This is a genomic window from Winogradskyella sp. MH6 (genome assembly GCF_022810765.1).
Taxonomy (GTDB): Bacteria; Bacteroidota; Bacteroidia; order Flavobacteriales; family Flavobacteriaceae; genus Winogradskyella.
Genome location: NZ_CP094494.1, coordinates 1712010 through 1725561, shown reverse-complemented (window position 1 = coordinate 1725561; position 13552 = coordinate 1712010). Strand labels below are relative to the sequence as shown.

At 34.2% G+C, this 13552-nt stretch carries 6 protein-coding genes; 2 read left to right on the top strand and 4 right to left on the bottom strand.

The annotated features are described in order from the left end of the window. Positions 1 to 36: 36 nt before the first annotated feature. The 4 genes from MST30_RS07765 to MST30_RS07750 form a co-directional block, all read right to left on the bottom strand. Positions 37 to 1428, bottom strand: coding sequence for a glycoside hydrolase family 28 protein (locus MST30_RS07765; protein WP_243473867.1), 1392 nt, complete (start codon positions 1426 to 1428; stop codon positions 37 to 39). A gap of 237 nt (positions 1429 to 1665) precedes the next feature. After that, the gene (locus tag MST30_RS07760) at positions 1666 to 2436 is read right to left on the bottom strand and encodes a T9SS type A sorting domain-containing protein (RefSeq protein WP_243473816.1); all 771 of its coding nucleotides are present in this window, start codon (positions 2434 to 2436) and stop codon (positions 1666 to 1668) included. Positions 2437 to 2584: 148 nt separating this feature from the next. Further along, the gene (locus tag MST30_RS07755) at positions 2585 to 6616 is read right to left on the bottom strand and encodes a pectinesterase family protein (RefSeq protein ID WP_243473815.1); all 4032 of its coding nucleotides are present in this window, start codon (positions 6614 to 6616) and stop codon (positions 2585 to 2587) included. A 288-nt stretch (positions 6617 to 6904) separates the two neighbouring features. Continuing rightward, positions 6905 to 8149 (bottom strand): pectate lyase family protein, encoded by a 1245-nt coding sequence (locus MST30_RS07750; RefSeq protein ID WP_243473814.1) that lies wholly within the window; start codon positions 8147 to 8149, stop codon positions 6905 to 6907. Between the two features lie 429 nt (positions 8150 to 8578). On the opposite strand from MST30_RS07750, the gene MST30_RS07745 reads away from it, so the two are divergent. Both MST30_RS07745 and MST30_RS07740 read left to right on the top strand, forming a co-directional pair. Then, entirely contained in the window at positions 8579 to 11734 is a 3156-nt protein-coding gene (locus tag MST30_RS07745; RefSeq protein ID WP_243473813.1) for a SusC/RagA family TonB-linked outer membrane protein, read from the top strand. A 12-nt stretch (positions 11735 to 11746) separates the two neighbouring features. Next, complete coding sequence (locus MST30_RS07740) at positions 11747 to 13534, top strand: RagB/SusD family nutrient uptake outer membrane protein (protein WP_243473812.1); 1788 nt, start codon at positions 11747 to 11749, stop codon at positions 13532 to 13534. Positions 13535 to 13552 lie beyond the last annotated feature (18 nt).

Below are 13552 nucleotides of genomic sequence, written 5' to 3'. Positions count from 1 at the left end.
TAATCTCAATTGTTAGGGGAATTGATTTATAACAAATTAATCTTTAGTCTGAGGTGGACTCTGCATTAACGAACCGTTGATATACGTATCTATAAGTTTTAAGTTAGCTACATTTTCTAACGAAAATGCTTCGTCTACTTTTTCAATAATTACATTCTTTAGAGTAACGTTTGTAATAGGTGATTCTTCATAGCCTTTAGCTAAAATACCATAGTAACCTCCATTCTTTACCTTTACATTTTCTAACACTACATTCTTAATTTCTGGGATATGTTCTCCTGTTTGATTCGTGTATGTTGCGTAAAACATATTCAACTTTAATACAGCCTCTTTTACTTGGCCGACATCAAGGTTTCTAACATATATACCATCTATAGTTCCTCCTCTTCTAGAATTTGTTTTCAGCCTAATAGCTCTGTCTAGATTTGGACTATTCATTTCACAATTTTCTACATAAACATTCGATACTCCTGCTGACATTTCACTACCAATAACTACACCACCATGACCATCAATCATTTTGCAGTTTTGTACCACAACGTTCTCCGTTTTAATACCAATTCTTCTACCTTCTGCATCTCTTCCTGCTTTTATGGCGATGCAATCATCACCTGTATTAAATGTACAATTTCTTATAATGACGTTTTTAGAATACTCTGGATCACAACCATCATTGTTAGGCCCATGACTTTCAACCGTTACTCCATCTACAATTACATTATTGGATTTGAATGGATGAATAATCCAAAATGGCGCGTCAATAATTTTAACACCTTTTATTAAAACATTTTCACACTCGTAAGGCTCTAAAAAAGTAGGTCTTAAATAATGACCATCACCAAAAACACGCTCAGTTAAAGGTGTTCCATTTTGTCCCATTTCCATTAGCCTTGGAAGATTAAGACTATCCTTTTGTTGTGGCATTCCCTCTTCCCAACCGTACTCATCCTTACCACACCATTTCCACCAGTTATCATTACTAGCCTGACCATTTAAAGTACCTTTACCTGTAACGGCTACATTCTTTTTCTTGTAAGCATATAAAAGTGGAGAATAGTTCATTAACTCCACACCTTCATAACTTGTTGCGACCAAAGGATAGTAATCTTGCGGTTCTGTACTAAATAAAATCTCTGCACCTTCTTCTAAATGAAGGTTTACATTATTATCTAAATGAATAGCTCCCGTTAAATATTTACCCTCAGGAACTATTACTTTTCCACCACCATTATCTGTACAAGCTTTTATAGCGTCTTTAAAAGCATTGGTGTTTTTAGTAACTCCGTCTGCTTTTGCACCAAAATCTAAAACATTATAAGTCTTATCTGGAAATTCAGGTGTTTTCACACTATTTACAACTTCCTCCATATCTGACCACGGTCCTTTTTTTTGTTGAGTTTTATTCTCATTACAAGAAGTACCAACCATAATTAGCAAAACAGCCGATATTTGAGAAATTCTTAAAAAAAACCTACTGTTTTTTTTAATTTTATTAAATGCTTTTCTTGAATTCATATTGAATTATTAATCTTTTAATGTAATCGATTACCAAACCTATAAAATTTAGATTTATTATCCAAGAATTTTAATATTTATAAACCTAAAATAGACAAAAAAAGAACGCTTAAGAAGCGTCCTTTCATATTTTAAAAAATAACAATGCAACTAATAAGAAAGCAACTTAAAGGTTTGACTCTTTCCTGAGGATATTGCATGAGCAATATAAATACCAGGTTCTAATTGAAAGTTTAAATCCTCATTTGTTTTTATTGTTTTAACTAAAACTCCCGTAATATTGTAAACATTAATTTCAACATCTGAAGTTACATTAGAAACAAACACTTGATTCTTAACAGACCTTACATCTATTTCTGAAATTAAATCGACATCATCTACACTTAATAAGGTACTACTAACTTCTAATTTGTAATAATTAACAGCATTACCTTCAGAAAAAACTAAAATAGAGCTTGCGCTTCCTGTATAATCAGCTTCAATATATCTTCTATCAGTATCTCCAACAGAATCAAAGCGAACAATTTCAGCTCCTGTATTATCTGCGATAACAACAGCTCTTGGAGTGCTAGAACCACTAAATCTAAACCACAATTTTACAGATACTGGACCTGTAACAGAAAACTCCATATACCTTCTTGTGGGTAAACCTGATGCGTCAACAGAACTGTTTCCTTCTGATTTAAAACGATTAGTAGAACTGTAACCATCTGACCAAGTACCTGAATTTGGTTCAACTGTACCAAAACTAGAACCACCAGCAACCAATGTTAGCCCGTCAATTACCTGCGTATCCGAAAATGCTGGTCCCACAGGAAAGTTAGTTTCATCATTACCAAAATCCCATACATGATCTTGCGCTTGTACAAAAGCAGTAAAAAGCAGAAATGGTAAACTCAAAAAAAGTAATTTTTTTCTCATATTGTAATTGTTTTTTATATTAGTTAATTACAAAATTGTAATCGATTACCAATTTAATAATTTTAGTGGAATTTTCTAAACACATTGATCATAAAAAAAAGGCCATTTATAAAAAATGACCTTTATTAATTATTTTATTTACAGAATATTAATGAGATATCAGTTTAAAAACCTTACTCCCATTACCATCTATCAATTTAACAATCCAAATACCGTCTTCTATATCAACTGAAGTTTCAACCGAAGTTTCAAAATCTTTGACCAAAGCACCTGTTATCGCATAGACCAAAACTCTATTTTCAGAAGTCACATTAGAAATATGTAGTTTCTGATTATATGTTTTTACAAATGCTGAAGATTGAGCATTCTTAAAATCACCTACCGAGAGTAATTCCGGAAAGGGATCCCAATCATCTGTTCCTTTAGTAAAATTAAATGTTGTTATTGCCGTACCGTCTGTTAGCGTTGGTGATGATAATACTGTTGACCAAGGCGCTCTTGTCCCAGAATTATCAACTCCAGAAGCATTTTCTATCGTTCCATATTCATACATCATAGAAGATACACCACCTAAAGAGCTTGTCCATCCTTCAGGAGATATCAACGAAAGCCCTTCAGAACCAGGGTAAGTAGATTCATCAATAGTTGTATTATAAAATACTACTTCACTTGTATTCGGCGCCCATGGACGACCATAATAACCAGGCTTAGAGCCATAAGTAGAAGCTGTTTCAACACCTGGAATTGTAGATTTCACATGACATTCGTACATTAAGTAACCTCTACCTGAAGTTTGCTGAGCAGCAGTAATGTATGCTGCATCACTACTATAATCACTTGTATTAAGAACTAAATCCGTTTGGTAGAATACCGCTGTCATTCCACCGAAAAGATAATCCACAGCACCCATCATAGCACCTTTGTATATAGCGACTCTAGCTCCTTGAGCACCATAGAAAGAATCTTGACGTCCGATAACTCTACACTCATCTAAAACCACTCTATCTGCACTTGCCGCAATACCTATTGCCGCTGCCTGTGTTACATATCCTGCAGATCTATCTTGAACCGAAGTATTACCATAATCTGTTGGTCTTGTTGGCTCACTTGGTGCCTTCGCCTGTACAACATCCTGTGATTCTTTTAACGAAATATATTGATTAAAAGAATTTTCAAGAATTATATCTTCGATAGTCACATCTTGTGCTGTAATTACAACAGTTGCATTCCAGTATGAAGAACCTCCTCCTGTTCCTTCTTGGTTAATGTACTCCGTATAACCATTTTCAGTATTTACAGCTAGAGCCTCAGCACTCCATTTATTATCTGTACCTTGACTAAAGAAATTATATTTTTGTCCATAGTATGATGTAATTCTCACCGCGTTAGCATCGATATCTACACCTGAATTTAAAAGTGCTATGCTAGGATTAGAAGATGCATTTTTTAAAGTAACATTGTTGATACTAATCACTATCATTTCTTCGTAATTTCCTGGATCAATCATTACTGTCACAGGTTCGTCATTAGGACGATCCATTCTAGAAATAGCATCCAAAGCTTCATTTATTGTTTGAAAATCCTTATCAACACCAACTGTAATAATTGGGCTGTAAGGCTCTATAGCAACAACTTCAAAAGACACAAAATACGATGTAGCATTAACAGTTATTGTCACTGTACCATCAGTTGCACCTGGATAAACATATTCTGACACCACATTTGTACTAGTACTATTTGAAGTATTTGTAACAGCTGGTTCTCCTTCTACCGAATAATTAGATGAATAATAATCCGTAATAATAACTTTATCACCTACCTGAACAGGAATAGCAATGGTTGAACCTGATCCTGCATTTAAATCTCCATTATTACCTCTAACATTCACGCTTCCTGTGAACATAAGACCTTCATAGGCAGTTGCTGCATTAATTACTCTATCGTTAAAGGTCCATAATGAGATTGGATTGAACGTTAAGTCTTTTGAAGTATCAGATCCAGCAACAGTAAGATTAGATGTAAGCGCTAATCTTAATGGATAAGCATCAATACCATTATAAGAAACAGTATAAACACCATCTCTTAAAGACACTGCATTAATATCTGTAAAATCATATGAATATCCTTCTTCATTTAAGTTCGTAAATGTTAAACTCAATTCACTTTCTTGGGTTGCATCTAAACCAATAGCATTGATAGCTACGTTGTATAATGGCTTTGGTGTAAAATCTACATCTGCAGTTTCATCAGCAGATCCTATTGTAATAGTATTTGTTAGTATTTCATAATCATTAACACCTTCAGCAGAAATGGTATATTCAATTCCAGCTTCTAGATCTACACTGTATGTAAAAGCTACTTCATCTATAGTAACTATTGGAGTGTAAACCGTACTTGCTCCAGAATCTGGAGTATATGCTAAAGTCACACCTGTTAAATCAGTTAAACCTGTAATATTTCCACTAACATTATAAATATCTACCTGAGCCACAACAATATCATAAATCGTTGTTTCCTCAGTAGCATTAAACGTAAGTCCATTAGTTATGATATAACCATTAGCTCCACCTAAACTTAAGTTGTAAGTATACTCTATTGGTAAATCAATGGTATAAGTACCACTTGAAACTACAGCAGCATATTCTTTACCTGCTTCATTAGTAAATATTATTGAATACCCATCAGGAATACCAGCCGCAAAAGTTTCATCTACATTACCTGTTAAAGTAACATATTCAGCATCTTTCCTCATTATTCTATAATAACTTGGTTTATCGACCGCATCATAGATATGATATTCTCCAGCTTCTTTTGCTACAAAATTAACTTCCTGTAAATCTCCACCTACAGCCACAACATCGTCCTGTATTGCAGGATCGGTTGCATATTCAAAATGAACACTTCCTGTTCCTGATTGCGTGAGCATCATAACAGTGACTTCATCATCTTCATCTAACATTAAGCTCATATATCTACCTGTTGCACCACCTGCATTAACATACACTCTACCTGAATAACCGGAAACGCTACTAATATTTTCATCATAACGTGTAAGGTTTGTATTTACAGTTCTCAATCTGTCATTAGTACCACCAACCCATGATAATGCGCCTGCACTAAAAGCCGAAGGAAAAACATTTCCTGATGAACCTACAGCAATTGAACCATCGTACCATGAATTAATTGTAGATTCCGTTAGCATATTGTTATATAAAACTTCATCGAGTTGTTCCGCTGCGAAATCCCAGACATCTGTCTTAATAATTGTTGATTCTAAAGTTGTAACATCAATAGCTGGTGTGTAAGCATTAGGACCACTAAAAGTAAAATATAGTGTTGTTGCACCTCCTGTATAAGTGAATTCGTAATAGCCTGTTTGATCAGCCATACCTGGATGTGCATCTATATCTGAATCTATAGTTCCCAAATCGTTACCACCTATTGTTGTACCTCCATCCATTGTACCTGAACTATAAACAGAACCGTAAAACCTTACAGTACTACTACCCTCAGCCACATCAACCTCTAAAGAATTTCCATTTTGAAAAGCTACACCATAGCCTGTACTATGCCATAAACTTGTAGCGGCTTGAGTTCTTAGTTTGCCATCTGGACTTGTTGTCGATGTTACAGGATCCCATTGTATTCCTGTATTGGTAAATGTTGAACCATCACCTAAATTATATGAAGTTGTAGGAGAAATTACCTCTATTGAAGGAGTATATGCATTAGACCCTGTAAATGTAAAATACAATGTTGCAGAACCTCCCGTGTAAGAAAATTCATAGTAACCCGTTTGATCAGACATATCTGGATAAGCATCCATATCTACATCCATTGTGCCTAAATCATTTCCGCCAATAGTTGTACCAGCATCCATTGTACCTGAACTATACACTGAACCGTAAAAGCGAATTGTTGCAATGCCCTCGACATCGACTTCTAAAGAATTTCCATTTTGGAAAGCCACACCATAGCCAGCACTATGCCATAAACTTGTAGCGGCCTGAGTTCTTAGTTTGCCATCTGGACTTGTTGTTGAAGTTACAGGATCCCATTGTGTTCCTGTGTTGGTAAATGTTGAGTTATCACCCAAATTATAAGAGTTTACCGATTGAGCAACTCCATAATTTCCAGAAAATAACGCAACTACCAATACGAAAAAGTAGATTTTTTTCATAGTTGTTGAATTGATTAGAAAATTACTTATAGTTTATATTTAGTTTAGTTTCTCTAGCTGAAACAATCAAAAGAATTTGTGCAGAGTTCTTTTGAAAAATCGAAGACACCTATTCAACAATCTATAAAAGTGAAAATCCAACAACATTTATGTAATCGATTACACAAATATATCAAAAAAATGAATTTGACAAAAAAAGTGTTATTATTTTTTAGTATTAATAAATTTTAAGTTGGATTCTAACTAGATTAATAATCTATTGTAATTTCCAACTATTCCCTTAACTAGCTACTTTGATTTAACAATTTTGTAGGTACGTGATATATTATTGCAATCAACCTTAACAAAATATAATCCATTTACTATTGAAGAAAAATCTAGTTCTACATCTTGATTATGATTAAAATCTAAATTATCAGTCTTAATAATTTTCCCATTAACATCAATTACAGAAACTACTCCTTGTTCTATAATAGGAGAAAAATTCTTGAGGTAAAGTTTATCCTTTACGATACTTGGATATATATAAAATGAACTTAAAGACGATTCTTCAATACTCAAATTATCACAACTCGATGATATAACACCAGAATTAGTAACTTGTAAAGTTGCACCTGCTCCGCAACTTGTGTTTGGAATATAAGTTGCAACATCTTCCACAGGAATAACACTATAACTATATGATGGTGCATTAACAGAACCTATATTAGAGACAGAATTTATACAATTATCAAACTCTAAAGCTACTGTACCACCATAGCTTTGATAAACTGTACCAACATTAGCAAAATCTGAATTTTCAACATAGCATGACAAGCTATTAACACCTCCACTAAAACCTAATGCTCTTGAATTAGATACATCTGTATTGTAATAACAATTCAAAATATGAAGCTCTGCATTTCTCGCTCTTGGCATGCGTTCCTTGCAACCTTCAGCCCAGTAACAATTTTGAAAGGTTATACTAAAATGACCGTCATTAGGAGCATTTGAATCACTAGAACCTATAAGGTTAGAAAACCTATGATCATTTGATCCACCAGAACCACCTGGAATAGCAGGTTTGAGATAAGTAAACTTACACCAAGACACCGTAATATTGTCTGAATTATTTTTAATGTCAAAGTTACCATCCAAGCCATCTTGAAATTCACAGTGATCCACCCATAAATTTGTACAGCCCTCAACAGATAAATTATCTCTTCCATCAATGTCATAAGCACCAGGCCCTTCAAAAATTAAGTTTCTTATGATAACATTATTGGATCCATTTTTTAAATTCAAAATGCCAGAACCAGATTGTGTTTGGGTATTATTGACTAGCCTAGCACCAGGCAAACCTATGATAGTTTTATTAGTAACAACTTCACTGATATTTTGACCTGAATATAAAACTATTGTACCCGAAACAAGGATGACTTGTGGTGATGACAACAAAAGCATACTTTTAAAAGCATTGTAATTATCCACAATAACAGGAGAAGAGCTTCCACCACCTGTTGTATTTTCACCAAAACCTTCAGGATTGGACATGTAATAATTTTGAGCTTGGATAATGAAAGAGCCAAACAAAAGACATATTAAAATTTTAATTCTATTCATAAGTACTTAATAGTATAAATTCAGTATTAATGTAATCGATTACTAAATTATATAATTTCTTCAATTTCAGCATCATTAAAAATTTTATTTTTTTTCTGGTTTTCAATGGTATTATGGACTAAACAATATTTGTACAAAAAAATTAACATATCGAAAAAAATCTTAACAAAAATTTGTGTATTTCAAAATTAACGATAAATTTGTGCAATCGATTACATATTTAAACTAATTTATAAACTAACTCAAAATCTCATGTTTAACTCTCTATTTGAACATTTGCTTTTTTTTCGGAAAGAAACTGGTACTAACAGTATTATTTCGAAAAAAACTATTTCGAAATCCTTAATCGTATTATTCCTTTTGAGCGGTTCATGCTTATTTGCCCAAAGCAAAACTATAACAGGTACTGTGACGGCAGAAGATATGGGCGGACCAGTTCCTGGTGCATCTGTATTAGTTAAAGGAACTACAAACGGTACATCTACAGATTTTGACGGTAATTATTCTCTTACTGTTGATGGACCAAATGCTATATTGGTGTTTTCTTATTTAGGATACGCTACACAAGAAATAAAAGTTGGAGACAAATCAACAGTTAATGTTGAATTAAAGCCAAGCCAAGAAGCACTAGACGAAGTTGTTGTAATTGGTTATGGTACTGCACGAAAATCCGATTTAACAGGCTCAGTTGTTACTGTTAGTGGTAATGACTTAAAAGAGCAGAACATATCTAATGTTGCCGAAACCTTAACAGGTCGTCTTGCAGGTGTTCAAGTTTTATCAACCGAAGGGTCTCCAGATGCCGAAGTTCAAATAAAGGTAAGAGGTACAGGATCTATAACACAAGACAGTTCTCCTTTAATTATTGTTGATGGATTTCCTATCAATAATTTAAGTGATATTTCACCTTCAGATATTGCCAATATTAGTGTTTTAAAGGATGCATCTTCAACAGCTATTTATGGTTCTAGAGGTGCAAATGGTGTTGTTATTATAACAACTAAAAGTGGTAGAGAAGGTAAAATTGCGGTTAACTTTAATACATTTTATGGTGTAAAAAAGATTGCAAACACAATAGATGTATTAAGTCCAGAAGATTTTGTAAAATGGCAATACGAATATTGGTTGTTAAATGATGAATTAGAGACCTATGAAGAAAACTATGGTCTATATCAGGATTATGACCAATATGTTGGCATGAAAGGAAACAATTGGCAAGAATTAATCTATGGTCGTACTGGAGAAGTAGAAAGTAGAGACTTGTCAATTAGAGGTGGATCTGAAAAAATCAATTTCAATTTCAACTATGCGCTTTATGATGAAAAGGCAATTATGGTTGGTTCTAACTTCAAAAGAAACAATTTATCCTTAGCATTAAAGAGCAAAGCTAGCGACAGAGTTAATTTAACCTTCAACGCTCGTTATTCTGACACAGAAATTAATGGTGGTGGAGCTAATGAACAAAATGAAATATCTTCTGCAGATTCTAGACTAAAGCACTCAATAAGATATTCCCCTATACCATTAACTAGTTTTGACCCAACTAATACAGAAGAAACTTTCTTTAGCGATTTGGTTAACCCATTCGTAGCTGTAGACGACAACCAAAGAAGACAATTGAGAAAAAACTTAAACTTATCTGGTAGTTTTGAATGGGAAGTTATAGATAATCTTAAACTCAAAACGAGTGTTACACTTAACAACAGAAATGATTTAGACTATCGCTTTTACGGTAAATCAACATACTTTTCTAGTAACAGACCTGCTGTTGAAAATCAAGGTCTACCTAGTTTAGTTATTAGAGATAGAAAACGTGAAGATTTTAGAAACGCTAATACCATTAACTATGATTTTAAAAATCATCTTGGAGCAGATCATAGTCTTCAATTATTGGTAGGTGAGGAAATGATTATTGCTAAAAACAATCAAGTTACTAGCGAGCTTCATGGTTTCCCATCAGCTTTTGACTTTAATACAAGTGTAAATTTAACAACTCAAGGAACTCCCTTTTCTGTAAATAATTTTTACAGTCCTGAAGATAAATTATTATCGTTCTTTGGTCGTGCTAATTATGGCTATAAAAACAAGTACTTACTTACTGCAACTTATCGTATTGATGGCTCAAGTAAGTTCTTAGGTGATAATCGTTGGGGATACTTCCCTTCTGCTGCTGTTGCATGGAAGGTTTCTGAAGAAGAATTTCTTAAAAATGCAGATTGGTTAAATTCATTAAAGTTACGTTTAAGTTATGGTGAAGCTGGTAACAATAACATTCCTACGGGACAAACCATCCAAACGTTTCAATCTTACAATACTTCTTACATAAATGGTATAGATAACTATTGGGCTGCTTCAAATGTACTAGCTAATCCAGATTTGAAATGGGAAACAACTGTTACTCAAAACCTTGGTTTAGATTATTCTCTTTTTGATGGTCGTTTAAGTGGATCGTTTGAATTATACAAAAACGTTACTAAAGATTTATTGTTGGCTTTCCGTACACCAGGATCTGGTTACGAATACCAATTTAGAAATATAGGTGAAATACAAAACACAGGTTTTGAAGCCTTGGTGAATTATTCTGTGATAAGCAAAGAGAACTACGGATTGGATTTATCATTTAATGTTAGTGCTAACACCAATCGCATCAACTCATTAGGTGAATTAGAAGATTTCGGTTGGACATCGGAGTGGGCTTCTAGTCAAATAGGAAATGATTATCTTGTACAAGTAGGTTCTCCTTTAGGCATTATGTATGGCTACCAAAGTGACGGTCGTTATGAAGTTTCTGATTTTGATTATGACTCAACTACCGGAGAATATACATTAAGAGATGGTGTTGTAGACAACAGCGCTGTAATTGGAGATGGATTTGTTAGACCTGGTGCTCTAAAGCTTAAAGATATTAATGGAGACGGAGTTGTAGATAATGATGACAATACAGTAATTGGAGATGCTAACCCAGATTTTACTGGAGGTATGACTTTAAGCGCACGTGCTTACGGATTTGACTTTAGTGCTGCATTTAATTTTAGTGTTGGTTTTGATGTATATAATGCTAACAAAATTCATTCAAACACACCAAGAGAAAGCAATGACTTTGGGAACTTAACTACCACTTTTGCTGATGGCGTTAGATGGACAAATTTAGATCCTTCTACAGGTCAACTCGTAACAGACCCATCGCAATTAGAAGCATTAAATGCTAATACAACTATGTGGTCTCCTTACATGCAAAGGTATGTATTTAGTGACTGGGCTGTTGAGGATGGTTCTTACTTAAGATTAAATACAATAACTTTAGGTTATACATTACCAGAATCTGCGGTGTCTGATTTTGGAATTACTAAACTAAGACTTTACGTTACTGCTAACAACGTTTTTGTATGGACTAATTACTCTGGCTTAGATCCAGAAGTGTCAACAAGAAGAAAAACAACATTTACACCTCGTGTAGATTACTCAGCATATCCTAGAAGTAGGCAAGTTGCTTTTGGTTTAAACCTTAACTTTTAAAAAACTTTGAAAATGAAAAAAACAATATTTCTAACATTACTCATTCTAGCGGGAATATTTAATTCCTGTCAAGAATTTGACAAAGACTTTTTAGATGCACCTGCACCATCATCTGGAGATGAATCGGTTATCTTCTCTACACCAGATTTAGCAAGAGGTGCTGTAGATGGCATACTAGAACGTATGGGACAAACTAATTCCTACAGAGGTCGTTATATTCCTTTTTATGGTTTTAATACAGATACAGAATGGAATTACAGTTCTGATGAAGTAGGTAGCTCTCAAGGAGAATTAATGATATACGATGCGACTCCTACAAATACTCAAATGAACAGAGACAATAACGTTTGGGCAATGATGTACGCAGGTATAGAACGTGCAAACTTATGTATCAGAGGTCTAAGAACGTATGGAAACCCAGAGCCAGGTACAGCTCTTGGTCAATTACTAGGCGAGGCATTAACTTACAGAGCAATATATTATGCAGATTTATTAAAAACTTGGGGAGATGTTCCTGCTCGTTTTGAACCTATTTCTGCAGAAACATTATACTTACCTAAAACAAGCAGAGATGTTATCTATAAACAAATTATTGCTGATTTAGGTGAGGCTGAAGACTTAGTAGGATGGCCAAATGAAAACTCTACAACAAGTACAGTAGAGAGAGCAAACAAAGCATTTGTTAAAGCTTTCAGAGCAAGATTAGCTCTAGCTGCTTCAGGTTTTCAACAATATCCTGATGGCATAAGAAGAAGTAATGATCCTGATCTTTCTGTGCAAAATATGTACACATTAGCTTTTAATGAAGCTACAGATGTTATTGGAAGCGGTAAGGCGAATTTAGAACCTTCTTTTGAAACATTATGGAGAAATTACAATGAAGAATCTGTGATAGCAGGTAATGAATCGCTTTGGGAGATTCCTTTCGCAGCTGGTCGTGGTAGAGTACTATTTTCTTTTGCTGTTAGACACCGAGGAGTAGACCAATATACAGGCCAAGCTAGAGGTGGAATCGCAGGACCATTACCAACCGTATTTTACGATTTTGATGAAGATGATACTCGTAGAGATGTTACTTGTGTACCTTATCAATGGGGAAATCCAACTGACGGTTTTGCACAACAAGAATTAGTAGGACTAGATACTTGGTATTTTGGAAAATACAGATATGAGTGGATGAATCGCTATGTGACGTCTACTAATGATGATGGTGTAAACAAAATTTACATGCGCTATGCAGAAGTATTATTGATTGCAGCTGAAACTGCTAATGAATTACAAGGACCTGGTGCTGCTGCACCATATTTAAAAGAATTGAGAAGACGTGCATTCCCTTCTGAATTACATGCAGAAAAAGTAGATGCATACGTTGATGGTTTATCAAGCTCTGCAGATATGTTTGAAGCTATAGTAAATGAACACAAATACGAGTTTACTGGCGAAATGGAACGTAAAATGAACTTAATTCGTTGGAACTTACTTGGTGCTAATTTAGATGAAGCTAAAGTAAAAATGTTTAACCTTAAAAATAGAATGGGTGAATACGCAGACGTACCAACTACTCTTTATTACAAATATGAAGAGGATGGAGAAACGCTAGATATCTATGGTTTAAACAGAAATGAAACTACAAACCCAGGACCTGATTACGCTGAGCAAGATTGGACTGCTTTAGAAGACGACATGATTAACTCTATATATAAGCTAGGCGTAAATCCTGATGACAGACAATTTTGGCCTATATGGCAAGTCTTTTTAGATGCAAGTAACGGTCAATTAGTTAACGATTACGGCTATTAATAACTATTAATTAAGAAA

What these genes read in the sequence shown, in the direction of transcription:
- MST30_RS07765 (WP_243473867.1), bottom strand. Translation starts at nt 1,428, where the DNA reads ATGGTTGGTACTTCTTGTAATGAGAATAAAACTCAACAAAAAAAAGGA.
- MST30_RS07760 (WP_243473816.1), bottom strand. Translation starts at nt 2,436, where the DNA reads ATGAGAAAAAAATTACTTTTTTTGAGTTTACCATTTCTGCTTTTTACT.
- MST30_RS07755 (WP_243473815.1), bottom strand. Translation starts at nt 6,616, where the DNA reads ATGAAAAAAATCTACTTTTTCGTATTGGTAGTTGCGTTATTTTCTGGA.
- MST30_RS07750 (WP_243473814.1), bottom strand. Translation starts at nt 8,149, where the DNA reads ATGTCCAATCCTGAAGGTTTTGGTGAAAATACAACAGGTGGTGGAAGC.
- MST30_RS07740 (WP_243473812.1), top strand. Translation starts at nt 11,747, where the DNA reads ATGAAAAAAACAATATTTCTAACATTACTCATTCTAGCGGGAATATTT.